The following is a 26,144-nucleotide window of genomic DNA, read 5'->3' on the forward strand; positions in this document are numbered from 1 at the left end:
AGCATGCCGAGCCACTGCTTGTCGGACGCGGGATAAGCGCCGAGGCCCATCAGGGTCGACGTGATCGGATAGCCGGTCAGCCGCACCAGCTCGCGCAGGAGCTGGCTCGCCTTGGGGCCCGAGTTGATGACGCCGCCGCCGGTGTAGAACACGGGCCGCTTGGCGGAGGCCATCAGCTCCACCGCATCGCGCACGCCGGCGGGCTCCGGCTTGACGCGCGGCTTGTAGGTCTTGTGCGCAATGTTCGACGGGCCGACGTAGTTGCCGGTGGCGAACTGCACGTCCTTCGGAATGTCGACGACGACGGGGCCGGGGCGGCCCGCCTTGGCGATGTAGAACGCCTCATGAATGATGCGCGCGAGATCGTTGACGTTCTTCACCAGCCAATTGTGCTTGGTGCAGGGACGCGTGATGCCGACGGTGTCGCATTCCTGAAAGGCGTCGTTGCCGATCAGGTGCGTCGGCACCTGCCCTGTGATGCACACGAGCGGAATCGAATCCATGAGCGCATCGGTGAGGCCCGTCACGGCATTGGTGGCGCCGGGGCCTGAGGTCACGAGCGCAACGCCGACCTTGCCGGTGGAGCGGGCATAACCTTCTGCGGCGTGCAAGGCGCCGCCCTCCTGGCGCACCAGGATGTGCTTCACCTTATCCTGCTGGAAAATCTCATCGTAGATCGGCAGGACGGCGCCGCCGGGGTAGCCGAAAATATGCTCGACGCCCTGATCCTGGAGCGCCTTCATCACGATCTCGGCGCCCGTCATCATCCGTGCCATGTCACTCTCCGCCTGCCGCGCAAATAGAGACGGCCGAGGCCCGCGCATTTTCCGCGCGATCCATCTCTCGTCTCTGGTGTCGTAGGGTCGGCAACCTAGGGATGGGAGGGTGGAGCGTCAAGGTTTAGATTTAATGAAATCTATTATTCTGGCCGCTAAACTTTCCATATCTTGCGCAAGAAGCCATTTCCACGACTTCATATTGCGCGACATCCACGTCATCTGTCTTTTCGTATACTGACGCGTTTCGGCTTTGGCCAGCTCCGAGGCCTCGCTCAGGCTCAGCTTTCCCTCGACCGCGGCGGCCAGCTGTTTGACGCCCAAGGCGCGCATCACGGGCAGGTCGGGGCTCAGCCCGAGCGCGAGAAGGGTGCGCACCTCGTCGAGCGCGCCCCGGGCCACCATGTCGTCGAAGCGCGCGTCGCACCGCGCCCGCAGCTCGTCGCGCTCGCGCGAGATGACGATGGCGTGGGTCTCCTCCACGCGCACGACGGGATTGCCCGGCATCTCCTGCCAGCGCGCCAGCGACACGCCGGTCGCCTCCAAGACCTCGAGCGCGCGCACGAGCCGTTGCGGATCCGTACGCCGGAGGCGGCCGGCCATCTCGGGGTCGCGCTCTGCGAGGATCGCGTGCATCGCCGGCGCACCCTCCTCGCCCGCGCGGCGGCGCCAACGGCTGCGGATGTCCTCCGGGATCTCGGGAATGGGCGACAGGCCGTCGGTTAGCGCCTTGAAATAGAGCCCGGTGCCGCCGACGACGATGGGCACCTGACCGTCTTGCTGGGCTCTGGCAATGGCTGCCTGCGCCTCGATTGCGCAGCGCGCCGCGGAGTAGGCTTCGGCACCGGAGATATGACCGTAGAGGAGGTGAGGCGCGCGACGCTGGTCGTCCTCGCTCGGGCGCGCGGTCAGAACGTCGAGCTCACGATAGACCTGCATGGCGTCGGCATTGATGATCGTGCCGCCGAGACGCTCAGCCAGCGCCAGCGCAAGTGCAGACTTGCCCGAGGCCGTCGGCCCTGCGATCAGTATGGGTGTGAGCTTTGCCATGCGCGCTTTCTAGCCGAGCTCCTTCCATTCCGCATCGCCATCTTGCGCCGAGGTTCCTTAATGTCCTCCACGACCACTCTTGTGCTTTCGGCCGCGCCCGGATCGGGCGCCGTGACGGACGAGGTCGTGCAAAGGGTTCTGGCGATGTTCGGCCTGTCCGCGGCGCACACACGGTGGCTGGCGCCGGGGGATGCCTGGGAGGCGACGCCCCACCTCGACGAAGGTACGTCAGAGCTCCGTGCGGCAGCTCAAGGAGCCGTTGCGTCGCTGCCGATCGACGTCAACATCGTGCCGGGCGCGCCGGAAGAACGGCGTAAGCGGCTCCTGTGCGCCGACATGGAAAGCACGATCATCGAGCAGGAGCTGATCGACGAAATCGCGGGGCTGGTCGGCTGCCATGCGGAGATCTCCGCCATCACCGCGGCGGCAATGCGGGGCGAACTCGACTTCGAGGGCTCGCTCGTCAAACGCGTGGCGCTCTTCGCCGGGCTCGACGCGCAGAGGCTCGCTCCGCTTCTCGACCGGGTGACGCTGATGCCGGGCGCCGAAGCGCTTATCGCGACGATGCGGGCGCATGGTGCCCGCTGTGCTCTCATCTCGGGCGGTTTCACGATCTTTGCCGAGCAGGTCGCGGAGCGCGTCGGGTTCGATGCCGTGGTCGCCAATGTGCTCGAGATCGAGGGCGGACGCCTTACGGGCCGCGTCAAGGAGCCGATCGTCGGCCCCCAAGGCAAGGCCGATGCCTTGCGGCGGCTCGCGGCCGGACACGGGCTCGATGCGGTCCAGACGCTTGCCGTGGGCGACGGCGCGAACGACGTGGCGATGCTGGCGGCGGCGGGGCTCGGGGTCGCATATCGCGCCAAACCCATTCTCGCCGATCGCGCGCGCGCGCTTGCGAGTGGCGCCGTCGTCACGCACGGCGATCTAACCGCCCTGCTGCATCTGCAGGGATATGCGCGCGGAGAGTTCGGGGGGTGATGGCGGCTCGCGGCGCAATAATCGCAACCCGCATTTCCGGGGTGCGGCCAAAGTGTCCCAAAAAGCACACCGAGAGCGGAGCTCCCTAAGCCAACCTTAAGATTGCGTCTTCAAACTTGATCAAGGCTAACGAGGACTGGCATCAAACGGGGATCGCTCTTGTCAGACAGATCGACAATGCCGCTATCAACTGTACTGCGTGTGAGGTTTCCCGCGACCACAGCGATAGCGGCCGTATGCGCGCTAGTGGCGCTGAGTGCCGACGCCAGTGCGACCAAGTCCACCCGGTTCGGCGAGGAGACGGCGGCGCGCGATGCCGGCGAACCGCTCATGGCGATCGTGTCGATCAAGTCCCAGCAGGTCACGTTTTATGACGCCGAAGGTTGGATTCTAAAGGCGCCAGTTTCGACCGGCACCAAGGGACGCGAAACGCCAGCCGGCGTGTTCGCCATTCTCCAGAAGAACATCGACCACCGCTCGAACCTCTACGACGATGCCCACATGCCCCATATGCAGCGGCTCACCTGGAACGGGATCGCGATGCATGGCGGCCCGCTTCCAGGGTATGCCGCCTCGCACGGCTGCGTGCGGATGCCGTACGGCTTTGCCGCGAAGCTGTTCGACACGACGAGCATCGGGATGCGCGTGATTATTTCTCCGGACGACTCTACGCCTGTCGCGTTTTCTCACCCGGCGCTGCTGGTGCCGAACGCCGAGGCCGTCGCTGCTGCCCCGGCGCGTGCCGAAAGTCTCGCGCTCGAAGCCGAGGAGGCCGCCAAAGCGGTCGGCGAGACGAAGAAGCTCGCTAAGACGGCGTCACGCGAGGCGGCATCGTCCAAGTCTACGCTCCGCAAGGCGGAAGGACAGAAGGCCTCTGCCGACGCCGCCCTCGCTGCCGCCGAAAAGGCTCTCGCGAAGGCCAAATCGGACGAGGCCAAGGCGCGCGCCGAGGAGCAGAGGCTCAAGGCCGCCGCCAAGGCTACCGAAGCGGCCACGAAGCTCGAGACCATCAAGGCCGAGGTGCAGCCGAAGATCGATGCCGCAGCCAATGCAACCGAGGCCGCCAAGGCGGCTGAAACTAAAAAGGCCGACACTGCCAAAGCGGCAAGCGAGGCAAAGCTCGCGCTCGAGCCGGTCTCGATCTACATCAGCCGCGCTACACAAAAGCTCTACGTGCGGAGGAACACGCGCAAGCCGTGGCCGGACGGCGGCGAGGTCTTCGACGCGACCATCGAGGTTCCGGTCGCGATCCGCGATCCTGATCTGCCGATCGGCACGCATGTGTTCACAGCGATGGCGTCCGACGGCGCGGGCCTTCGTTGGAGCGCGGTCTCGATCGACGCTGGTGACAACGCTAAAAATGCGCTCGACCGCATCAGCATCCCGAGCGACGTGCTGGATCGGATCGCGCCGACTGCGCTGCCGCGATCCTCGATCATCGTCTCCGACGAACCTTTAAGTAAAGAAACCAACTATCGTACCGAGTTCGTTGCGGTGTTGAGCAACCGGCCTCAGGGCGGCTTCAAAACGCGCAAGCCGACACCCCCTCCCGTCATCAAGCCATGGGAAGGCGGCGGCTTCTTCAGCTTCTTCGATCAGCCGGCCCCGGCTCCTGCCCCTGACCGTCGGCGCAATCGCACCAAACAGGTGCAATCGGATTGGTTCTGGTAGGTGCGGGCGCGCCGAGGATAGGCTACGCGTTCGCCTTGTCGATGGACCGACCGGCGGCTTGCACGCCGACTTTCGTTCCGGCGTCGAGTACGGTTTCGACGAAGGCTTCGAGCTCGGGCCAATCGGTGCACTCGTAGTCCACGTCCATATCGCGGGCGACGCCCTTCTGCATGACAATGTACTTCATGACCTGGCGCTCGAAATAGTCGTACGATGATAAACGGATGGCGCCCGCCGCCAGCAGACACATGTGCGGCTTCCAACCCGTCGCGTCGAGAAAGCGGTCGACGTAGGCCTGTGCCTCCGCCTTGCCGTCGGCCATCGCTGCCGAAAGGCTCACGGAGATGAAGGCGGACTTCTTCAGGTCCAGCTCACCGGCTTGAGCGGCGATGAAAGTGAGCGCGCTGTCCTGATGATGCCCCTGGTGCACGGATGCGGCCGCGATCACGACATCGAACGACGCGATGCGCGGGACCTTCGCATCGGATCCCATGTTGTAGATCGCGACGGCGTGGCCTGCCGCTTCGGCGTGCTTTGCGACCTGCTCCGCGACTTTTTTCGCCTGACCTTCTGTCGAAGAATAGAGAACCAGGACGCTCATGGTATCGCCTCCCTTAGTCCCGCCGCGTGACCTTACGCACGCGACGATAGGCCCTGCGGAACGGTGAACGTTGATATGGATCAACGGGTGTTGCGGGCCTAAAACTTTGCCGCGGGCTATGCGCGTCCGAACACGCGGCGAATGGCGAGGCGGGCACGCGACGCCCAGCGATCAAGCTGCGGTCTGAGCCGGAGCCACGCCTGTTTCAACTCAAGACGCACGCGGTTCTTCACCATGCGCCCGTAGCGCCAGGCCCAGGAGGCGCGGATCGTCTCGAACAAGGCTTCTTTCCAGGGCATGACGAGATTGTAGATGGCCGCAAACCATCCAATCTGCATCAACGCCGGTCGCGTCAAAAGGAAGATGCGGGCGATCAGCGCCGTGGAGGCGATCTTGGCGCCGACGAACAAGAGGCCGGCGGCAATCACCTGCCCCTGGGCCACGAGATAGACGGCGAGAAGCTTCAACGGGAACAAGACCGATGTCGGCACGGCAAGCGCGGCGAGCGCGCCGTAGGGCGGCAGGCCGGCAATGAAGCGCTCGATGCGGGCAAAGATCCTGAAGCGCGAAAGATAGGCGAGCGCGTCGACCAGCGGCCGCCAGCCCCACTCCTCGAACAGCAGGACGAGGGCCGCGATCACCTGCAGCGCGAAACCCAGTGGGGCGCGGACCAGATACCACAGCGCCCGTAGGGCCAAGAGCGCGCGCACGGCCGCCCGACGCAGCAGGGCCTTCCCTGCCCGCGTTGCGGCTTTCATCTGGTCGAGGGATTGCCCCGACATCCGGTCCCCGTGCCGTGTTTGCTCCTGCCGCCAAGCTACAGGGCGGCGCTTAACGGGTCATGCACGAAGTGCCCGGCTCGAGACGGCTGCCCCTCCGGATTTTCCCTACGGCGCGACGCTTTGCCATTCTTTCCTTCTCGAGTCAGGTTTGACACGGTCGCGATGTTTCTATACTTTAACGATCAACAATATGAACCTTCCAGGGGGAAACATGACGTCACGTTTCGGGCTCGCGGTCGCAGGCGCTCTTTTGCTCACGGCATCGTTTGCAGGATCCGCATCGGCGGAGGAGCACGTCGTCAAGATGATGAATGCGAACGGCAAGGGCAAGTTCATGCTGTTCGAGCCGGAGTTCATCAAGGCCAACGTCGGCGACACAGTGAAGTTCGTGCCGACAAACAAGGGCCACAACGCGGAGATGATCCCCGGCCTGTGGCCCGAGGGTGCCGCAGAGTTCAAGGGCGATCTCAACCAGGAAGTGGTGCTCACTGTCGACAAGCCCGGCATCTATGGCATCAAGTGCCATCCGCACTATCCGATGGGCATGCTGGCGATGGTCGTGGCCGGCGATCCGACGAACAAGGCGCAGCTTGACAGCTATGCGCCTCCGGGCACGGCTCAGAAGCGCTTTGACGCGCTCAAGGAGCAGGTCGGCAAGTAGGCGGACCGAACAAGGGGACGGGCGCTCTTGGCTTCTAGAAGCCCGGCGGCTCGTCGCTCGAAGCGGCTGTCTGCGACGCAACTGCAGGCAGCCGCTGTTGGATTTGCTCGGGCGAGGCACCCGAGCCCGCCTCCAGCGCAGCGGCCAGCTCCTCGCGGGCCTTTTCGGCCTGACGCTGGCGGCTCCAGAGGCTGGCATAGAGCCCGCCTTTGCCGATCAGCTCGGCGTGCGTGCCCTGCTCGACGAGGTGCCCTTTATCGAGCACGATGATGCTGTCGGCGTGCACGATCGTCGAAAGACGGTGCGCAATGACCAGCGTCGTGCGGTTCGCCGCGACGCGATCCAGCGCATCCTGGATCTCCTTTTCCGTATGGCTGTCGAGGGCGCTCGTCGCCTCGTCGAGCATCAGAATGGGCGGGCTCTTGAGCAAGGTGCGCGCGATGGCGACGCGCTGCTTCTCGCCGCCCGACAGTTTCAAGCCGCGCTCACCCACCATGGTCTTGTAGCCCTGCGGCAGGGTGGCGATGAAGCGATCGATCTGCGCCAATCGCGCGGCCTCATGCACCTCGGCGTCGGTTGCATCGGGGCGGCCGTAGCGGATGTTGTAGAGGATGGTGTCGTTGAACAGCACCGTATCCTGCGGCACGACGCCGATGGCATGGCGCAGCGAGGCCTGGGTGACGTCGCGGATGTCCTGGCCGTCGATGGTCACGGCGCCCTGCCCGATGTCGTAGAAGCGGAAGAGGATACGCGAGATCGTCGACTTGCCCGCGCCGGATGGACCGACGATGGCCACCATCTTGCCTGCCGGGACCTCGAAAGAGATGTCGTGCAGGATCTCCCGATCGTGGTCGTAGGAGAACGACACGCGATCGAAGCGCACGGTGCCTTCACGCACATCAAGTGTCTTTGCGCCCGGCCTGTCCAGGACCTCCGGTTTCTCAGACAGGAGCGCGAACATGGTTTCGAGATCCACGAGGCCCTGTTTGATCTCGCGATAGACCATGCCCATGAAGTTCAAGGGCTGGTAGAGCTGGATCATAACGGCGTTGATCAGCACGAAGTCGCCGACGGTGTGCGTGCCCGCCATCACACCGCGCGCCGCCAGCCACATCACGAGCGTCATGCCGGCCGTAAAGATCGCGGCCTGACCCGAGTTGAGGACGCCGAGCGAGTAGTACGTCTTGACGGCCGCCTTTTCGTATCGCGCCATGGAGGCGTCGTAGCGACGCGCCTCCGCCTCCTCGTTGCCGAAGTATTTCACGGTCTCGAAATTCAAAAGGCTATCGATGGCCTTGGTGTTGGCCTCGGTGTCGCTCTCGTTCATCTCGCGGCGGATGGCAATGCGCCGCTCGGACGCTGAGAACGTGAACCACATGTAAAATACGATGGTCGCGACCAGAATGAGAACGTACGTCCAGTCGAAGTAGTAGACCAAGAGAGCCGCGACCAGCAGCATCTCGACGACCGTCGGCGCGAGCTGCATCACGCCCATGCGCACGATGAGGTCGATGCCGCGCGTGCCGCGCTCGATCACGCGCGAAAGCCCGCCCGTGCGGCGTTCGAGATGGAAGCGCAGCGAAAGCTTGTGCAAGTGGCGGAAGGTACGATTGTTCAACTCGCGGATGGCGTGCTGGCCGACACGCGTGAAGAGCACGTCGCGGATCTGGTTCAGCACCATCATCAACACGCGTCCGGCACCATAGGCGACGATCACCATGGCGACGCCGAGCGCCAAGGCCTTGCCGGCCGCTACCTCCGGATTTGCGAGGTCCGCGGCAAGCCAATCGGTCGCCCACTTGAAGGCAACCGGCACGGCGACAGTGACGAGCTTGGCAAAGACGAGCACCACGAAGGCCCCGGCGACCTCGGCCCGGAGATCCGGCCGGCCAGCCGGCCAGATGAACGGCAGCAGGCTTTTCAGAACCGCCCAATGGCTGACGTCGGCCTTGAGGCCGAGCAGGTCCGGCCGCTCGCTGCGGCTCGCCGACGATGTGGCAATGGTGGTTGGTCTCATATGGCGATCAGCCGTTCCCGTGCGCGCGTCTCGGTGTCCTCCTGACAATACGCACAGGACGACGGTTTGGAGCAGGCGGGAGGTTTAGCGCGCCCTCTCGCGCACCTCAACGGCGCTTTGGGAGCGTCCTGGCCCGCACGGCTGCGACCTCGGGGCTAACGTAGGCGCAGTCTCTGGCCAGGATAGATGCGGTCGGGATCGGATATGCGGCCGCGATTGGCGCGCACGATGAGGTTGTAGCGCTTGCCGTCGCCGAGATAGCGCCGGGATATGGCCCAGAGCGTCTCGCCGCGCTTCACGACATGAACGCGTGTGCCATTTTTCTGTGCCTGCCGCTTGCGTTTGCCCGGCTTGGCCGCCTCGCGGCGCGATTTGTGGGCCGCCTTCCACTTTGAGCTTTTGCGCACGATCTGCGGCTGCTTCTTGCGCGGAGGCGCAACGTGCTGCGACGCGCCTTCAGCGCTTGCAACGTGTGTGTGGGCGGCGTCAGCCTTGCCGCTTTCGGGCGCCTCAGTTGCTTCGGGGCGAGACTCGACGTCTTGAGCCTTGTGGGTCTGCTCGGCGTCAGCAGCCTTGCGGGCCACTTCAGCCGCCGCCACCTGACGGGCATATGCCGCCTTGGCGGCATCGAGGCGCTTCTGCTCCGCGGCGCGTGCCTCGGCCTCCTTTTTCCGTTCGGTTTCTGCGTGCTTATCGTCCTCGGCCTTGCGGGCTGCTTCGGCGGCCGCGACCCGCCGGGCATATTCCGCCTTGGCCGCCTCGACGCGCCTTTCCTGAGATTGGCGAATTTCGGCTTGCCGCGCGGTATCTCCGGTGCCGTGCACGGCGGCAGACTTGGATTCCGTTTCGGCCTTGGCGACAGGTTCGCCCGCGGCCTTCTTCGTCTCCTGGGCCGCAACCTCGGATTTCGCCGCTGCGGACGCCTGCTTCGCTGCCTCCGCGGCAGCAGTCTGGCGATCGAGCTCCGCCTTCCTCGCTTCCGCAGCCAAGCGCTGCTCCTCCTCTTTCCGGGCCCGCTCCGCCTCGGCGGCGCGGCGATCCTCGGCGGCCTTCACTTCCGCCAGGCGTTGCGCTTCCGCGGCTTTGCGAATTCGGTCGTCGTCGGCGGATTTGCGTGCGGCCTCGGCGTCCGCGACCTGGCGGGCGTAATCAGTCTTGGCGTCGGCGATACGCTTCTCCTCGGCGGCGCGGCGATCGGCGTCGGCACGGCGCTTGCGGTCCGCCAAAGCTTTGAGGCTATCCCCGGTTACGCTTGCGGCATCGGCGGCAAGGGACAGGCGGGTTGCCTCCGTCTTCTTGGTCTTGTCGAGCTTCTCCAGCTCCTCGAGCTTCTTCAGCCCCTCCTCAATACGACGGTCCAAGTTTTCCTTGATCTTTTTCAGCTCTTCCTTGCGCGCCTCGGCGCGCTTGCGCTCTGCCTCGGCGGCGGCGGCTTTCTCAGCGTCTTTACGCGCGGTTGCCTCTCGCGCGGCGACAGCTGCGGCAGCGTCGGCGCGTGCAACCGCGTCCTGCCATTCGGCCTCCGCCTTGCGGCGTGCCTCGACGAAGGCCTTGGCATCATGTGCGGTCTGGTCGGCCAACAGGGCGACGGTGCTATAGGCGAGCTCCGGCGGCGCAAGGTCGGCGGCGCGATACCCTTGCTCGATCCAGAAGGCGATATAGCCCAGCGCCGCGTCGACAGCCGTGCGCAGGGATCGTAGAAGTCCGGGGGTCGGCTGAACGGGGTCGCTCGCTGCTGCGGCGTAGCGCGAGGCCGACAATTTTCCCGCGACCTCCGACTGATACGTGCTTGCGGCGTGCTCCAGCCAGTCGCTCACACGGTCAGAGATCGTCGGCGCGGATGGGCTCTCGGCGTGCCGCGAGCCGTCCGCGCGCGCTGCGTCGCCGGCGACTGCCCCGGCCCCCAGAACAGAGATCCCGAGGATCGCGACGGACACATATCCCCCGGCCCGCCTTCTCGCATAGCCATCCCGCATCGACGCCGTTACTCCTCAACTCCCGGCGCCAGCCGTGCCGGCGCCCTCTCCAAGGTAAGCCACCGGCCGGGTGCCGGGCAAACGACTTTCCGATCTTTCATTGCCGGACCATATGGTTGCATGGGCCCGTTCACTCCATTTCGACGACGAGCATTGGCAGAGAGATCCCGCCACCCCATCTTAATTCGCATGCCAATGTCATAGTTTTCACTTCGATCCCAATTAAGGAATGCACTTGAACAACACTCCAAATCACGGGTCACCCGCCTCCGAACCCATGTCAAAAAGTCGCTCACGCCCCTCGGCACCGCAGCATGTGAACGGCGCGCCGGCCGTGCCGACGCGCGTCGGCCCGGTGCGCAGCATCTGCGTCTACTGCGGCTCCGGCCCGGGCGAGAACCCCGCCTACGTCGCGGCGGCGCGGACGCTCGGCCGCTCGCTCGGAGAGAACGGGATCCGGCTCGTCTACGGCGGCGGCGGACTTGGGCTCATGGGGGAAGTCGCGCGGTCGACACTCGAAGCCGGCGGCCAAGTCACGGGCATCATCCCGGAGTTTCTGGTCGAGCGCGAGCACATGCTGCGCGAGGTCACGGATCTGCTCGTCACGGCCGACATGCACCAGCGCAAGAAGATGATGTTCGAGCGCTCGGATGCCTTCGTCGCATTGCCGGGCGGCATCGGGACGCTGGAAGAGCTCGTCGAACAGCTTACGTGGGCGCAGCTCGGCCAGCACAACAAGCCAATCATTGTCGCCAATGTCGCCGAGTTCTGGACGCCGTTCCTGGGGCTTCTGGAGCATATGCGCAAAGAGGCATTCATCCGGCGCGGGCTCGAGGTGCGCCTCAATGTGGTCTCCGATGCGCGGGAGATCGTGCCGCAGGTCCTGTCCCTCTATCGCGAAAGAGACGTCGCGGTGGCGCCGGGTGCCCTCTCCAAGTTTTAAGCCGGCAGGTCGCTTTTATCGACCGCAACAGGTTGATTTCCTGCTGCAATCCCTTGCGCCGTGTACGGGAGGCGCGGGCCAGCCTGGCTGCGCGCGCCGCGACAGACTTTCCCAGTTGTCGCGCCGCACCTTCCGATAGCCCCAATCAGAGGCCATTTTATCGGCGTCGGGGTCAGACAGGAGGTCCTCATGCCGTTACCCGCACTTGCCGTCGCTTTGCTGGCCCTTTCCGGATCGGTCGCCGTCGCCGAGCCGTCGAAACTCACTTTTGCCGCGTCGCCTCCCGGCGGTTTGGTTCTGGTTTTCGACGACGAAGTCTACGGCGACCACGAGGACGATGGCGACGACGTCATCCGGCCGGGCGACCATGACCACGGCTACGGGGACGACGAGAACAACGACAGCGACGACTCTGCGCATGGGCCGGACGACGATGACGACGACGGATGGGATGTGGATCCGCTCAACCGCAGCGAGCGGGCCTGAAACGGCTTTCTTTCGCGGCGTGCAGTAACGCAGGGAACATCGAACCGGCCCATTTCGTTTATTTCTTGTGGCGATGCGCGACGCGCGTGGCGTATTGCGCGTCCGTATTCCGAATTCAGATCTCCGGAGGCCCTGATGCGGCTTCGTATGATGCTTATTGCGCTTTTCCCGGTTTTGCTCTTTGCAGCGGGCACCGCTCCCGCAGCTGCGGCCGACGTGCGCAAAAAATCCTATGCCGAGAGCGAGCGAAAAGTTGAGCATCGCGAGCAGGCGCGGCGCGCGCATGCGACCAAGCGCGAGCGTTTACGGCAGCGCCGGTATGCCAAGCGCTACTACTATTACCCCTTCACGTCATATTGGGGACCGTTCGCAGGGCCGCCCGGGCTTTTCTAGCGCCGAGCGTCAGTCCTTGGCGCGCTCGACGTAGGAGCCATCGGCCGTCATGATGACAACGCGCGTACCGCTGCCGATGTGCGGCGGCACCATCACGCGCGCGCCGTTCGCAAGCTTCGCGGGCTTGTAGGACGACGATGCGGTCTGGCCCTTTACGACGGGGTCAGCCTCGACGATCTCGAACGTGACGCGCGCCGGCAGCTCGATGGCGATCGGGTTGCCCTCGAACAGCGACACGTTGCACGTCATGCCTTCCTGCAGCCAGACGGACTGATCGCCAACGACATCCTTCGAGATCAGGATTTGATCGAAGGTCTCGGGCTGCATGAAGTTGAAGCCCATGTCGTCCTCGTAGAGATAGTTGTAGTCCTTCTCCTCGAGATAGGCGCGCTCGACCTGATCGGTGGTGCGATAGCGCTCTGTCACCTTCACGCCGTCGGCAATGCGGCGCAACTCGAGATGCGTCACCGGCGTACCCTTGCCGGGATGAATGTTCTCAGCCGAGATGACAACAGCCAGCTTGCCGTCGAGATCGAGAACATTGCCTTTGCGGATCGAGCTGGCGATCACCTTAACCACGGTCTTCTCCTTCAATTCCAATCGCGCCCGACGGCAACCGTTCGGGGTTGCCTCGCCTCATATCCATCCCGGGCAGGAAATCTGGGCGCTCTCATACTCTGGATCGCGGACAAGGCCAAGGCCCAAGCGCGCGGGCCGCGCCGGAACAGCCTTAAACCGCCGTTTCCAGCGCCCGGGGCATTCGATCAACCGAAGGCTCCGGCCACACCCTGCCACAGGCGCCTCGCGCCATAACCCAGCAGAATACCGGCGGTCAGAATCACGACCTGAAGGCCGATCTGACGCACCGGGCCCACGGAATTGAAGTGATCCTGGAGCGCTTGAGCCGGTCCGGCGGCTTGCTGAAGAAGTATGAAAAAGTCGAGTGCGAACAGACCGGCTACCACGACCATGAAGATCAGCAGCGTGGTCAAGAGCCCCCTGTGCAACAGGCCTTTCCACATCCAGCCGGCGCTTGCGCCGAGCGCAATCATGATGGGGGCGATCAGCACCACGCCGAGCACGCTGACGCCGAGGGTCAAGCACTGGCCGAAGTCACTGATCTGGCCCTGCTGGCCGAACACGGCGCAGATGCTGCCCATGCCGAAACCGGTCAGCCAGCTGACCAGCTCGACCAGGATAAAGAGCACGAGCGCGGTAATGAATGCCGTGCTCAGGAGATTCGGTCCCTCGACGAGCGGCGCGGCGCTCGCGGCAGCGGCCGCCTTGCGACGCGTGAAGATGCGGCGCGAAATGTCGAACAGCGGGACCGTCAGCATGTAGACGACATTCTTGATGGCATCGAGCGCGCCGGCAAGCTGGCCTTCCTGCGGGATCGAACCCAGCACGACGCCTGCCAGAACGGCGAACGTGAGCGTGACGGCGGCGGCCGTCAGGGTCGGCGTGTCGAGTGTCGATGTGTCAGCTTCGGCCATCGCGGTCATGCGTTCCCCCTTCGGCTGGCTCCGTGGAAAGAAGGTTAAGCCCGCGGCTGCGGCGTCGGCAAGGCGCGTCCCCAACCGGGTGTGGATTCGTTTGGGCCTTGAGACGTCCCCAGCGGCCTCGATATGGTGCGCCCGCGACGTCACGATGACGCCGTCCAGGAACCCGCCCGATGCCCTCATCCTCCCCATGGTGGGACGTGGACCGCCACCGTGATCGCCGCCCCGGGCTGCTTTTGCGCAACCGGATCAAGTCGGCGATCCGAGATTGGTTCACCACGCAAGGCTTTGTCGAGATCGACGCCGGGGCGCTGCAGGTCTCGCCGGGCAACGAAACTCACCTGCACGCGTTCGAGGCGGAGCTGATCGGGACCGGACTCGACCGCCGGCGGCTCTACCTCCACACCTCTCCCGAATTCGCGATGAAGAAGCTGCTCGCGGCGGGCGAGGAACAGATCTTCTCTTTCGCACCTGTCTACCGGAACCGGGAGCGCGGGTCCCTGCACGCGCCCGAGTTCACGATGCTCGAATGGTACCGGGCGGGTGCGCCTTACACGGCGCTGTGGGACGACTGCGCGGCGATCCTCGCGCTTGCGGCGGACACCGCGGGGCGTACGAGATGGTCCTTCCGCGGCCGGGAGGCCGACATCGGGCGCGGACTCCATCGCACCACGCTCGACGAAGCCTTCCGCGCCCACGCCGGCATTCCTCTGCTCGACACCTGCAGGGGCGGCGTCACCGACCGCGATGCGCTGCGTCTCCATGCCGAAGCGGCGGGGATCCGCACCGCAGGCGACGACACGTGGTCCGACATCTTCTCCCGCGTGCTGGTCGAGAAGATCGAGCCGCATCTTGGGCAGCCGTTGCCAACGATCCTCGCCGAGTACCCGGCACCGGAAGCGGCGCTGGCGCGCACCGTTGCCGGACGGCCGGAGGTCGCCGAGCGGTTCGAGCTCTATGTGGCGGGCGTTGAGCTTGCCAATGGATTCGGAGAGCTTGGCGACGCCGAGGAGCAGCGGCGGCGTCTCGCCTATGAGATGGACGAGAAAGCTCGTATCTACGGCGAGCGCTATCCGCTCGATGAGGATTTTCTGGCGGCGCTGCCGCATATGCCGCCCTCGTCGGGGTGTGCGCTCGGCTTCGAGCGCCTGGTCATGCTGGCGGCAGGCGCAACACACGTCGACCAAGTCATCTGGACACCGCTCGCGCGTGAGGGCACTTAACGTATTTCCCGCGCATGCGGCATGGAGACGGATATGACCGATACACATTCCGGCGGATGCCAATGCGGAGCCGTCCGGTTCCGCGTCGAGGGTGCGCTCGGCGATGCCTCCGTCTGTCATTGCCGCATGTGCCAGAAGGCGTTCGGCAGCTTCTATGCGCCGCTGGTATCGGTGCGTGGCGCGAAGCTCATTTGGACTCGCGGCGCCGTAAAGACATTCCAGTCGTCGAATGCGGCCCGGCGCGGCTTTTGCGGCGATTGCGGCACGCCGCTCTCCTACGAGGCGCCCGACGGCATCGCCATCGCCATAGGAGCGTTCGACCATCCGGAAACGATCGTGCCCATGGTTCAATGGGGCATCGAGGGGAAACTCCCCTACGCGGACCACATTCACGAGCTTCCGGGCGAGGTGACGCTCTCCGATCCCGACGCGGCGCCGTTTCTCGTCGACCTCGTCTCCTATCAGCATCCCGACCACGACACGGAGCAGTGGCCACCCGCATGACACATCTGCGCCAGACGCTCAGGACCGCCATGGACCTCGTCGATACGGGGCTGGTGCCGCCGCGCGCAGAAACCGAGATCGCGCGCGTGGGCGAGCGCTATGCGGTTGCCATCACGCCGGCGATGGCGGAGCTGATCGATACCAAGGACGCCCGCGATCCCATCGCGCGGCAGTTCGTGCCGGACGTGCGCGAGCTGGATCTCACGCCGGGCGAGCGCACGGATCCGATCGGCGATCACGTCAAAAGCCCGCTCAAGGGCATCGTGCATCGCTATCCGGACAGGGTGCTGCTCAAGATCGTGGGCGTGTGCCCGGTGTACTGCCGCTTCTGCTTCCGCCGCGAGATGGTGGGGCCGGCGGCGGAAGCCAACCTCACTGCCGATGAGATCGAGGCGGGGCTGGCCTACATCCGAGCGCATTCCGAGATCTGGGAGGTGATCCTCACCGGCGGCGATCCGTTCATCATGAGCCCGCGGCGCATGCGGGAGATCACGCAAGCTCTCGGCGAGATCCCGCACGTGAAGATCATTCGCTGGCACACGCGCGTGCCCGTGGTGGCGCCGGAGCGCGTAACGGCCGAGCTCGTTGCAGCACTCGCCTCGTCGCGCAAGACCGTGTTCGTGGCGCTGCATGTCAATCACCCGCGCGAGCTGGCGGCGGCAGCACGCAGCGCGATCGGGCGCATCGCGGACGCGGGACTTCCGATGGTCAGCCAGAGCGTGCTGCTCAAGGGCGTCAACGACGACGTGGCGACGCTGGAGGCGCTGATGCGCGCGCTCGTGGAATGCCGGGTCAAGCCCTACTATCTGCATCACGGAGATCTCGCGCCCGGCACGGCGCATTTCCGAACCACGCTCGCCGAAGGGCAGACGCTGATGGCGGCGCTCCGGCAACGGCTCTCGGGCCTCGCCATGCCGACCTACGTCCTTGACATCCCGGGTGGACACGGAAAAGTACCGGTCGGCCCTGCCTATCTCGACAGTGCCGCCGATGTTGTCTTCGATTCTTCCGGCCTTCCGCATCGAACGGACGGCTCTTGCGCGCCTTAATATTTCATTCCCTATCCCTCACGTAACAGCGGCGCCAACGCCACCGTGATCTGATCGAAGCTGGACACGCTCTTGCTCATGCGCACGCTCCGTCTTGGGAGCGGGCTCCTGGGCCTATGGAGACGAACGATGACCAGCGCGGCATGCGAACATGCGGACTGCCGGCCCCTCAGCGATTGCACGACCACGACAGATCAAGACAGAGCGCGCGTTCGACGGCGATACCGCACTGACGTTGCGGCGATCGTCGCCGCGTTGGCTCTGGTCGTCCTTCCCGTGCGTTCGATGGGGCAAGCGGCGGAGTTGCCGCTGATCGAGCGGGGTACAGCCGTCGTCACCACGTTCTCCGGCACGGCCCAATCGCAAGACAGCGTCGGCGGCCAGCATCCGCGCGATCAGACGTTGCTCGATCCGTCAGGGCCCGTGCTGCGCGTCATCGATCTTTCTGCCATCGACAGCGTTGCCAAAGGACAGTTCGTCGATCTGGCCGACAAGCTCAAAGTCAGCGCCTCGGACATCGGCCAGGTGTTCGCGGTCGTGCTTGCGGAAGCGGCGCCGGATGCGGCTCCCGATATCTATGCTGCCGCCACCAGCCTGTTCGGGTTGCAGATCGTCAAAACGACGGAGGACGGCAAGGTGATGCGCCTCGTGCGCGGCGCGCCCGACGCGCGTTGGGCGCCCGGGCAGTTCGGCTCGGACAATGGCGGCGGACCGGGCACGATCTGGAAGATCGACGGGACGACCGGCGCGGTGACACCGTTTGCGACCATTTCGAGCGGGGGCCGCGAGAACGCCGGACCGGGACTCGGCGCGCTGGCGTTCGATCCCGCCTCACGCCAGATTTTCGTCGCGAGCCTCGAAACGGGTCTCATCCACCGCCTCGATCTCAGGGGTGGCGAGCTCGGCGTCTACGACCACGGACTCACGGGGCGCGGAGCGTTGCGGCTGCCGGCGGCGCTCGACGATGCGAAAACGCGCATGGACATTCACGACCCCGCGTTCAACGTCGAGGATCCGGCGACGTGGGGCCTTGCCGACAAGAAACGCCGCGTGACGGGGCTCGCGGTCGAGAGCGGGCGGCTCTACTACGCCGTCGCGGAGGGCCCGTCGCTGTGGTCGGTCGGCCTTCTCGCCGACGGCAGTCTCGGCGACGACGTCCGTCTCGAGATCGACGTCAAGGGCACGCCCGATAACAACCCCATCACCGGCATCGCGTTCGATGGTCCCGCGCGCGTCTATCTCACCCAGCGCGGCGAGACCGTCGGCAGCTACGACTATGCGGCGCTCGCGCGCCCCAGAACCTCCGTCGTCTATCGCTACACGCGCGACGCGACGAGCCAGAGCTGGAAGGACACGCCCGACGAATACGCCGTCGGCATGCCGTCGCCGCATCGGGCCACCAATGGCGGCGCGGCGCTCTCCTATGGCCATGACGAGAGCGGCCGCGTGGCCTTCGGCCAATGCCGCGCCACGCTGTGGACGACGGGCGAAGGTTTGCGCGCCGACCCGCAGGGCGTTTACGTGGACGGATTGCAGGGCGTCACTGCGGCCGCTGCGCAAGCCGCGTCCGTGGCGCGCGCACAGACCGGCTCCCAGGCCCTGCAGGGCGATTTCGGTCTTTACGACAGCGATCTCGCACCACCCGCGGAGAGCTGGTTCGTTCCGGTCGGCAGCCGCACGCGCGGTGGACATGGGCAGGTGGGCGCGATCGCCATCCGGGCGCCATGCGACGCGGAGATTGCCGTCAATCCGCCGCCCCAAGTCCCGGTGCCGTCCATTCCTCCCGTTGGCCCCGTTGGTCCGGACCTCTCGAAGCCGGGTGTCCACATCGCGAAGGTCTGCGCGCCGGGGCCGCTCGGCGGAGTGATCCGTTGCACGATCACGCTCACCAACGTCGGCTGGACGCTGACGGGGCCGGTCGGCTTCTCCGATGCCTCGACGGTGCTGGCGGGACCTGACGCCGGCTCGGCCGTGCTCATCGCCAGCGCGATCCCGGACGGAGCGGACTGGCTCTGCTCGCCTACACCGACCGCGATGTTCGCCTGCCAGCTTCCCTTCGCCGGGCTCGTGCCGGGCCAGTCGCGCTCTGTCGAGGTGCGCGTCGACACCGGCCCGCTGGTGGCGGCCGGCAACGCCGGCTTCCGCAACTGCGCCTCGCTGGCGCTGCCCTGGAGCGGCACGGCGTGCGTGGAGCAGAAGACGCAGATCGTCGTCAAAAAATCGGCGCCGGCGTCCTGCCTGCCGGGCGGGGCCTGCACGTTCGATCTCGCGGTCACCAACACGGGCGCGCTGCCATTCGCGGGCGATGTGCTCTTTTCCGACAGTCTGTTCGTCGACGGCGGCGGAGCGCCCGTGGCGGCGCCTATCGCGGCCATCGCGCCGTCGCTCGGCTGCGCTCCGGATCCGGTGGTGATGCCCTTCTCCTGCACGGCGCCGCTCGGCCTCGCGGCCGGCGAGACGAAGACCTTCTCAGTCACCGCGACCATGCCGGCCTTGCCGCCGAACTACTGGGCGCACAATTGCTTCTCCGCGTCCGCTCCGGGCCAGCCGGCGCCGGCTTTGCCGCCGGGACCGGGCTCGGATCCCAACGCGGTGAGCTGCGCATGGGTGCCCGTCGGCGCACCGCCGCCGCTGGTCAACCTCGAGATCAGCAAGTCTCCGCTCGACTGTCACAAGCAGGGAGTGGATCAGGTGCGGTGCCATTACGACATCGTGCTGAAGAATACCGGCCCCTCACCGTCGATCGCACCCATCACGTTCACGGAGACGGTGCCTGCCAGCAGCACACTTTCCTCCGTCGCGGCTCCCTGGAGCTGTGTCGGCGGGCCGCCGCTCTATACGTGCACCACGGCCGCGCCGCCCGTCATCGCACCGGCTGCGAGTGTCACGATCCCGGTCGCCATCGATCTCGACCGCGATCCGCTCGAGGCGGCCAAGTGCTGGGCGCCGAACCACGTGACGATTACGGCGCCAGCCGGCGGCACGCCCGACAACTTCAAGGTCGTGGACGATTCCGCGCTCGCCACGGCCGACGCGGCGTGGATCCGTTTCGACGAAGGCGGGCCGCTCGAGCTGGTGCTCTGCGATCCGACCAACCTCAAGACGAAGAAGGTTGCGAACGGCCCGTGCGTCGAGGACGGCGACGGATATCGCTGCGCCTATGACGTGACGATCACCAACACGGGACCGGATCCGTTCAGCGGCCGCATCGACGTCACCGACACGTTCAGCACCGCGCCGACGAACGTCAAGTTCCCGGCCGATTGGGCTTGCGGTGGAGGCGGTGCGGCCTGGACCTGCTCACGCGGGCCGCTCGACCTCGCCAAGGGGGAGAGCCTGTCTCTGTCCATCACGGCGACGTTTGCGAAAGGCGCGCAGTGCGTGGTCAGCAATCGAGCAACGATGATCTTCCCGCCGGCCAATACGCGGTGGAACAAGAGCGGTGCCGACGACAGCGCGACAGCGTTCTCGGCGATCCCCTCGCCCGAATGCAATCGTGCGCCGACGTGCGAGAAGCCGGCCGAGGGCGAGACGCGAACCGCTTCCGGCGCGTGCGCGTGCGCTGAGGGGCATGCCCGCGACCGCAAGGGACGCTGCGTCACGGTAGTGGCCGAAGCCGAACCGGAGCCTCCCGCGACGACGCCAACCTGCACGCCCGACACAAACGAGGTGCGGACGGCGTCCGGGCAATGCGTCTGCCGCGACGGCTACGAGCGGCGCGACGGACGCTGTGTCTCCGGTCCCGGAGAGCCGCCGGTCGTGACGGAGCCGCCTGTCGTGGTTCCGCCGCCTCTCTGCGTGCTCGGCCCGAACGAAGTGCGTCTGGCAAGAAACCGCTGCGTCTGCCGCGACGGCTACAGCCGCAATCGCGATGGCCGCTGCGTGCCGGACAAGCCGGACTCCTGTCCGCCTGGAACCACCGGCAAGCCACCCAACTGCAAGGAGAAGATCTGTGGCGAGGGCATGACGGGCAAATGGCCCGATTGCCGGCCGCTCACCTGTCCGCCGGGCACCACGGGACGGCCGCCCAAGTGCACGCCGATCGAGAAACCCAAGTGCCCGTCCAGCCAGGTCGGCACGTGGCCCAACTGCCGCCCGGTCGATCCGCCGAAGTGCCCGAAGGGAACCACCGGCACGCCGCCCCGCTGCACGCCCATCGAGCCGCCGAAGTGTCCTTCGGGCACCGTCGGCAAGCCGCCCAACTGCCGGAAGGTCGAGCCTCCGAAGTGTCCTCCCGGCATGCGCGGCACACCGCCCAAGTGCGTGAAGATCGTCGTGCCTTGCAAGAAGGGCGAGGTACGTGACGCCAACGGCCGATGCGTGGCGCGGAAAGTCGAGACGCCACCGAAGTTGATCCTGAAAAAGGAGGTCGTGCCGAAGCCGACACCGCAGAGGCAGGTCCCCCGCTGAGTGAAGCAAAAGGCCGGCGATCTCCCGCCGGTCTTTTTTTATGCGGCTCAGCGCGATCTGCGGCGCCACTCCCCGGTCAGATATTCGAGCGGCAGCGTGTCATCAGTGAAACCCTTGGCCTCCGTCTCGTCGAACCAGCGGTCGCGCTGGCTCTCGGGCAGGCGCGTGCCGCACCAGGGACAGTGGGCGATCAGCACGTAGGATGGGCCGCCGTCGTGGACGATGAGGCCGTACTCGTCGAGCACCTCGTTGTAGACGAGGAGGTTGTCCCCGCACTCGAACGGATCGGCGTGCTGCGTGCAGGTGAACTCGAGCTGCGCTGCCATGGTCCCGCAGCAGAGCTCTGCATCCGCGCTCGGCGGCGCCCACGGCTTGCTCAGCGGCGTCCAAAGCACGCGCATTCGCGACCTCCCATTGGGTATCTCCGTTATATCCGCTCAGCCATTACGAACGGCGTTGTTGCGGTATCCAACTCGAAACGCTGCGCTTTTCCGCTCATCCCAATAGTCAACAAGATGGTTGATGATTTACGCACGCGATGTCAGAGTGTCGCATCAGAAAAACAGAAGCTGGCGTCCTCCGGAAGAGGGAATGCCGCAACGGCCGCACTGAGAAAAACGCGAGGGAGGACGCATTCATGAACGAGCAGATCAAAGCCGAAGTGTTCCACGGTGCCTGCCCACACGACTGCCCAGACACGTGCGGGATGGACTACATCGTGCGCGACGGCAAGCTCGCAGAGGTGCGCGGGAAGAAGGACCATCCGTTCACGCGGGGCGGCCTCTGCGTCAAGCTCAAGGACTTTCACGACCACCATCACAACCCCGACCGTTTGATGTATCCGCTGCGGCGCGTCGGACCCAAAGGATCGGGGCCGAACGGCGGCAATAATTTCGAGCGCATCACGTGGGACGAGGCCATCTCAGAGATCGGCCGGCGCTGGCGCGAGATCATCGACACCTACGGCAGCCAGGCGATCATGCCGCAGAGCTATCTCGGCAACATGGGTCTCGTGCAGGGCATCAACTCGGGCGATCCATTCTTCAACCGGCTCGGCTCGACGGTGAACGAGAAAACCTACTGCACGTCGGGCTCGTCGACGGCATGGCTGCTCACGCATGGGCCGACCGGCGGTGTCGACCCCGAGAGCTTCGTGCACTGCAAGTATATCGTCATCTGGGCATGCAACACGATCTCGACCAACCTGCATCACTGGCCGTTCGTGCTCGAAGCGCAGAAGCGCGGCGCCAAAGTGGTCGTGGTCGATGCCTTCCGCTCGCGCACGGCGAAAGCCGCCGACTGGCATATCTGTCCGAAGCCGGGCACCGATGGCGCACTGGCGCTGGCCGTCATCAACTCGCTGGCCGAGCAGGGCCTCGTCGATCAGGACTATGTCGACAAGTACACGCTGGGCTGGCCGGAGCTCAAAGCGCGCGCCGCCGAATTCACACTCGACGTCGCCGAGAAGATCACCGGCGTCAAGGCGGCCGACATCGCCACGTTCGCGCGCGAGTTCGCGACCTCGCAGCCCTCCGCGATCCGCATCGGCGTCGCCATCGAGCGTTCGGCGGGCGGGGCACAGGCGGCACGCGCCGTCTACGCCATTCCTGCGGTCGCCGGCTCATGGCGCCATGTCGGCGGCGGCATGCTGCAGCTGCCGCTGTGGGATTTCCCGGTCGATTGGGTGAAGGCCGCGCGTCCCGATTTCATCAAACCCGGCACGCGCGTCGTCAACAACCTGAGGCTCGGCCAGGCTCTCACCGGCGAAATGAAACTCGATCCGCCGATCAAAAGCCTGTTCGTGTTCTGCACCAATCCGGTCAGCCAATCTCCGGAGACCAACAAAATCGTCGAAGGCCTGAAGCGCGAAGACCTGTTCACGGTCGTCGCCGAACACTTCATCACCGACACCGCAAAGTACGCCGACATCATCCTTCCCTCCGCCATGGCAGGCGAAGCCGAGGACATGATGTGGTCTTGGGGCACCTTCTACTTCACGTACAATCAGAAGGCCGTCGATCCGCCCGGCGAATGCAAGCCGACCAGCGACTTGTGGCGTCTGCTCGCGGCCGAGATGGGCTTCGACGACCCGGTCTTCAAAATGACCGACAGCGAGCTTTGCGCCGCCTACATCAACTGGGACGACCCGAAGATGGGCGGCGTCGACATGGAGTATTTCAAGCAACACGGCTTCTACAGGATCGATGTCGGATCGAAGGACACGCGGGCGCCGCACGCGGAAGGCAAGTTCCCGACGCCTTCAGGCAAGGTCGAGTTTCTGCTCCCGGACCACAAGAACTTCGTCGCGGGGCCGTTCCGCGCCATGTACGACGGTGACCAGGACGGCGCACCGATCGATCCGCTGCCGGGCTACGTGCCGGTGCGCGAGAGCCCCGAGACGAATCCGGATCTCGCAAAGTCGTATCCGCTCAACATCATCTCGCCGAAAAGCCACGGGTTCCTCAACTCCTGCTACGCCAACGAGCCGCACAAGATCAAAGGCCAGGGCGAGCAATTCGTGATGATCAACAAGGCGGACGCCGACACGCGCAACATCCGGGAAGGCGATCCGGTGCGTGTCGCAAACGCGCGCGGCTCTTTCGAAGGCGTCGCGCGCATCACCGACGACGTCAATCCCGGCATCGTGGTAGCGACGCTCGGCTACTGGCGCTCGCTCAACCGGTCGGACGGCTCCGTTAACTCCATCTCGTCCGACGCGTGGTCCGGCCTCGGGCGCGCTCCGACGTTTTCCGACAACCTGGTCGAGGTCACGCGCGTCAACTGACCGCAGAAGGCAAGTAATGGCTTTCACCTAAATGAAGGCCAGGTTCCTGTCTCTCCTGGAACAGACAAACATCGAAGCGCGGTGTGCGCTTCGATGAGGTAGCTTTGCATTATCGAGAGGCCGAAAATGGCGCCCTTCACGACCGAATCCGTGCTCGCCGTCAGGCATTGGACCGACACGGTTTTCAGCTTCACCGCCACGCGCAGCCCGGGCCTGCGCTTCGCGAGCGGCCAGTTCGTCATGATCGGTCTCGAGGTCGAAGGGCGGCCGCTGACGCGCGCCTACAGCATCGCGAGCGCGCACTACGACGATTATCTCGAGTTCCTCAGCATCAAGGTCGCGGACGGCCCGCTGACGTCGCGGCTGCAGCATATCCGCGAGGGCGACAAGATCCTCGTCGGCCGCAAGCCTACGGGCACGCTGCTCATCGACAATCTCAAACCGGGGCGGATTCTCTACCTGCTCGGCACCGGAACCGGGCTGGCGCCGTTCATGAGCCTGATCCGCGATCCGGACCTCTACGAGCGCTTCGACAAGATCGTTCTCGTCCACGGCTGCCGGCTGGTCTCGGAACTCGCGTACGGCGACCGCATCATGCATGAGCTGCCGCAAGACGAGTATCTGGGCGACGCGATCCGCGCCAAGCTGATCTACAGCCCGACCGTGACGCGCGAGCCATTCAAGGTGACGGGACGTATCACGGATCTCGTCGTATCCGACACCTTCTACCGCGACCTCGACCTGCCCGCGCTTTCGGCTGAGCATGACCGTGTCATGATTTGCGGAGGACCGGACATGCTGCGCGATCTCAAGGACTTCTACATCGCGCGCGGTCTCACTGAGGGCAGCCTCGGCGAGCCCGGCGAGTTCGTGATCGAGAAGGCGTTCGTCGACAAGTAGGCGGATTTGCCCGCCTCCTCTCGCACCGCACAAGGAGGATAGGCATCCTCCGTTCCATGATTGTTTTACTGCTGATCTCCGTAACTTCCCCGAGAGGGTTCTCCGAGACTCATGATAGACGGCGCCGCGAAGCTCTCGCTCACGGAGACATTGCAATGACACTCGCTCGCGCATCCCTACTCGGTCTTACGGTCGCATTTCTCTCGCTCACTCCCGCTTATGCCGGGAGCTGGAAATTCGACGTGGAGAACAAAGGCAACTCGCCCGTCGTTGAATTCCGCACGCAGGAGGACGGCGAATGGAGCGAGAATTGGGTCGATAAGCGCATCGAGCCGGGCGACACCATCGAGCTCGATTTCGAGACCGACGAAGGCAAGTGCACCGTGCGCACGCAGATCCGTTTCGTCGATGGCACCTACTTCGACGCCGATGTCGACTACTGCAAGGCCAACCTGCTCGAGATCTACACCGACACCCTGGTGTGGAAGGCCGCCGAGTAGACCGCGGAAATCGGCCTTCGTCTCAATCGCTTGCACGTGCGGCCCCGGTCACCTCGCCAGGGCCGCACTCATTTCGGACGCGCTCTGCTTCGTGGCCGCTGTGGCACACCGCATCTATTTCCGCATGCGGCCGATTGCATACCGGCACGCCCCGACTATCATCGCCGCGTTTTGAGGGTCTTTGTGCGGGGTCTGTATCATGCGTGGTGCGCTGTGGGGCGCTTGCGCCCTTGTGTTGTGTTCGGCGTTCGCCACTGACGTTCGCGCCGATGCCATCGCGGAAAATCTCAACGTTTACAGGCTGAGCCCTCCGCTCGCCGTCTATACCCCCGGCACCATCGCGCGCGGCCACTTCGACAAGCGCGTCTATCAGCGCACAGGCGAAAAGCTGCTCAAGCTCAACATGGTGCGCTGCCGGGCCCCGTTCGACAAAGACGGGTTCGAGGACAATCTCGACGGCGCAGTGTTCTTCACGCACGATCAGAAGTCGTTCGGGCTTTCCGCCGGCTGGGCCAACATCCTGAACGCGTCCTTCAAGGGGTCGTACGTCAACGACGTGTCGCTCACGTTCACGGGCACGATCTACGAATATGCGGAGGACAAGCTGAAGCAGATCCGCCGCTCCTGCCTCGGCTCCACGAACCCGAAGGGCGACGAGAACCAGTTCCAATTCCAGATCGTGCGGCTCGCCGTCGGCCGGTTCGAGTACAAGATCAACTTCAATGCCAACGCGGACGCAAAGCTCAAGGCGGACATCGTCAACAAGTTCGCCGGCGAATTGGGCGTGAGCGGCGGCAAGGACGCGGCGGGACTCGTCGTCATCCCGCGCGGCGCGATGGCGCTTCCGCTCTGGCGCTCGGACTGGTGAGGGCGACTTTTTGTTCTAGACCGATGATTCACGCTTCGGACTGGTAGGGCCCGAAGCGATCATGGTCTTTGT

The 26,144-nt window shown here is 65.1% G+C and carries 23 protein-coding genes; 14 read left to right on the forward strand and 9 right to left on the reverse strand.

Annotated features, from left to right (window positions below; translation table 11 throughout):
* On the reverse strand, positions 1-776 hold a 776-nt coding region (locus tag QZV93_RS07305), incomplete at its 3' end, for a thiamine pyrophosphate-binding protein (RefSeq protein WP_295557218.1).
* 117 nt (positions 777-893) lie between these two features.
* Positions 894-1,826 carry a tRNA (adenosine(37)-N6)-dimethylallyltransferase MiaA gene (miaA, locus tag QZV93_RS07310; protein WP_295557220.1) on the reverse strand — a complete coding sequence of 311 codons (933 nt, stop codon included), beginning with the start codon at positions 1,824-1,826 and terminating at the stop codon, positions 894-896.
* A gap of 60 nt (positions 1,827-1,886) precedes the next feature.
* Here miaA and serB point away from each other — a divergent pair, with 60 nt between their 5' ends.
* Complete coding sequence (gene serB, locus QZV93_RS07315) at positions 1,887-2,804, forward strand: phosphoserine phosphatase SerB (protein ID WP_295557222.1); 918 nt, start codon at positions 1,887-1,889, stop codon at positions 2,802-2,804.
* 177 nt (positions 2,805-2,981) lie between these two features.
* Positions 2,982-4,475, forward strand: a complete 1,494-nt coding sequence (locus tag QZV93_RS07320) for a L,D-transpeptidase (protein ID WP_295557224.1) — start codon at positions 2,982-2,984, stop codon at positions 4,473-4,475.
* A gap of 22 nt (positions 4,476-4,497) precedes the next feature.
* On the opposite strand, the gene QZV93_RS07325 is transcribed toward QZV93_RS07320, so the two are convergent.
* Both QZV93_RS07325 and QZV93_RS07330 read right to left on the reverse strand, forming a co-directional pair.
* Positions 4,498-5,076: a flavodoxin domain-containing protein gene (locus tag QZV93_RS07325; RefSeq protein WP_295557226.1), complete on the reverse strand. Its 579-nt coding sequence runs from the start codon at positions 5,074-5,076 to the stop codon at positions 4,498-4,500.
* 116 nt (positions 5,077-5,192) lie between these two features.
* Positions 5,193-5,858 carry a hypothetical protein gene (locus QZV93_RS07330; protein ID WP_295557228.1) on the reverse strand — a complete coding sequence of 222 codons (666 nt, stop codon included), beginning with the start codon at positions 5,856-5,858 and terminating at the stop codon, positions 5,193-5,195.
* Between the two features lie 211 nt (positions 5,859-6,069).
* Between QZV93_RS07330 and QZV93_RS07335 the strand changes: the two genes are divergently transcribed.
* The gene (locus tag QZV93_RS07335) at positions 6,070-6,519 is read left to right on the forward strand and encodes a pseudoazurin (protein WP_295557230.1); all 450 of its coding nucleotides are present in this window, start codon (positions 6,070-6,072) and stop codon (positions 6,517-6,519) included.
* 34 nt (positions 6,520-6,553) lie between these two features.
* On the opposite strand, the gene QZV93_RS07340 is transcribed toward QZV93_RS07335, so the two are convergent.
* Positions 6,554-8,536 carry an ABC transporter ATP-binding protein/permease gene (locus QZV93_RS07340; protein ID WP_295557231.1) on the reverse strand — a complete coding sequence of 661 codons (1,983 nt, stop codon included), beginning with the start codon at positions 8,534-8,536 and terminating at the stop codon, positions 6,554-6,556.
* Positions 8,537-8,691: 155 nt separating this feature from the next.
* Complete coding sequence (locus tag QZV93_RS07345) at positions 8,692-10,473, reverse strand: LysM peptidoglycan-binding domain-containing protein (protein WP_295557232.1); 1,782 nt, start codon at positions 10,471-10,473, stop codon at positions 8,692-8,694.
* 316 nt (positions 10,474-10,789) lie between these two features.
* Between QZV93_RS07345 and QZV93_RS07350 the strand changes: the two genes are divergently transcribed.
* From QZV93_RS07350 to QZV93_RS07360, 3 genes are all read left to right on the forward strand, one after another.
* On the forward strand, positions 10,790-11,455 hold the full coding sequence (locus tag QZV93_RS07350; RefSeq protein ID WP_295557233.1) for a TIGR00730 family Rossman fold protein: 666 nt from the start codon (positions 10,790-10,792) through the stop codon (positions 11,453-11,455).
* Positions 11,456-11,644: 189 nt separating this feature from the next.
* Positions 11,645-11,941, forward strand: a complete 297-nt coding sequence (locus QZV93_RS07355) for a hypothetical protein (RefSeq protein ID WP_295557234.1) — start codon at positions 11,645-11,647, stop codon at positions 11,939-11,941.
* 135 nt (positions 11,942-12,076) lie between these two features.
* A complete protein-coding gene (locus QZV93_RS07360; protein ID WP_295557236.1) occupies positions 12,077-12,334 on the forward strand; it encodes a hypothetical protein in 258 nt (85 codons plus the stop codon).
* Between the two features lie 9 nt (positions 12,335-12,343).
* Here the strand turns inward: QZV93_RS07360 and efp are convergent, their stop codons facing one another.
* Together efp and QZV93_RS07370 are read right to left on the reverse strand one after the other, a co-directional pair.
* Positions 12,344-12,913: an elongation factor P gene (gene efp / locus QZV93_RS07365; protein ID WP_295557237.1), complete on the reverse strand. Its 570-nt coding sequence runs from the start codon at positions 12,911-12,913 to the stop codon at positions 12,344-12,346.
* 185 nt (positions 12,914-13,098) lie between these two features.
* Positions 13,099-13,836: a hypothetical protein gene (locus QZV93_RS07370; RefSeq protein WP_295557238.1), complete on the reverse strand. Its 738-nt coding sequence runs from the start codon at positions 13,834-13,836 to the stop codon at positions 13,099-13,101.
* A 170-nt stretch (positions 13,837-14,006) separates the two neighbouring features.
* Between QZV93_RS07370 and epmA the strand changes: the two genes are divergently transcribed.
* From epmA to QZV93_RS07390, 4 genes are all read left to right on the forward strand, one after another.
* A complete protein-coding gene (gene epmA, locus QZV93_RS07375; RefSeq protein WP_295557240.1) occupies positions 14,007-15,056 on the forward strand; it encodes an EF-P lysine aminoacylase EpmA in 1,050 nt (349 codons plus the stop codon).
* A 33-nt stretch (positions 15,057-15,089) separates the two neighbouring features.
* The gene (locus tag QZV93_RS07380; protein ID WP_295557242.1) at positions 15,090-15,560 is read left to right on the forward strand and encodes a GFA family protein; all 471 of its coding nucleotides are present in this window, start codon (positions 15,090-15,092) and stop codon (positions 15,558-15,560) included.
* Positions 15,557-16,609: a lysine-2,3-aminomutase-like protein gene (locus tag QZV93_RS07385; RefSeq protein ID WP_295557243.1), complete on the forward strand. Its 1,053-nt coding sequence runs from the start codon at positions 15,557-15,559 to the stop codon at positions 16,607-16,609. Before QZV93_RS07380 ends, QZV93_RS07385 begins: the two co-directional genes overlap by 4 nt.
* 255 nt (positions 16,610-16,864) lie before the next feature.
* Positions 16,865-21,019, forward strand: coding sequence for a hypothetical protein (locus QZV93_RS07390; RefSeq protein WP_295557245.1), 4,155 nt, complete (start codon positions 16,865-16,867; stop codon positions 21,017-21,019).
* Positions 21,020-21,066: 47 nt separating this feature from the next.
* Here QZV93_RS07390 and QZV93_RS07395 read toward each other — a convergent pair whose 3' ends face one another.
* Positions 21,067-21,420, reverse strand: coding sequence for a hypothetical protein (locus QZV93_RS07395; protein ID WP_295557247.1), 354 nt, complete (start codon positions 21,418-21,420; stop codon positions 21,067-21,069).
* A 236-nt stretch (positions 21,421-21,656) separates the two neighbouring features.
* On the opposite strand from QZV93_RS07395, the gene QZV93_RS07400 reads away from it, so the two are divergent.
* From QZV93_RS07400 to QZV93_RS07415, 4 genes are all read left to right on the forward strand, one after another.
* A complete protein-coding gene (locus QZV93_RS07400) occupies positions 21,657-23,804 on the forward strand; it encodes a molybdopterin oxidoreductase family protein (RefSeq protein ID WP_295557248.1) in 2,148 nt (715 codons plus the stop codon).
* A gap of 126 nt (positions 23,805-23,930) precedes the next feature.
* Positions 23,931-24,704, forward strand: coding sequence for a ferredoxin--NADP reductase (locus QZV93_RS07405; protein ID WP_295557250.1), 774 nt, complete (start codon positions 23,931-23,933; stop codon positions 24,702-24,704).
* A 155-nt stretch (positions 24,705-24,859) separates the two neighbouring features.
* A complete protein-coding gene (locus QZV93_RS07410) occupies positions 24,860-25,204 on the forward strand; it encodes a hypothetical protein (RefSeq protein WP_295557251.1) in 345 nt (114 codons plus the stop codon).
* A gap of 199 nt (positions 25,205-25,403) precedes the next feature.
* Positions 25,404-26,072 (forward strand): hypothetical protein, encoded by a 669-nt coding sequence (locus tag QZV93_RS07415; RefSeq protein ID WP_295557252.1) that lies wholly within the window; start codon positions 25,404-25,406, stop codon positions 26,070-26,072.
* Positions 26,073-26,144 lie beyond the last annotated feature (72 nt).

This window comes from uncultured Hyphomicrobium sp. (assembly GCF_902826555.1).
Classification (GTDB): Bacteria; Pseudomonadota; Alphaproteobacteria; order Rhizobiales; family Hyphomicrobiaceae; genus Hyphomicrobium_C.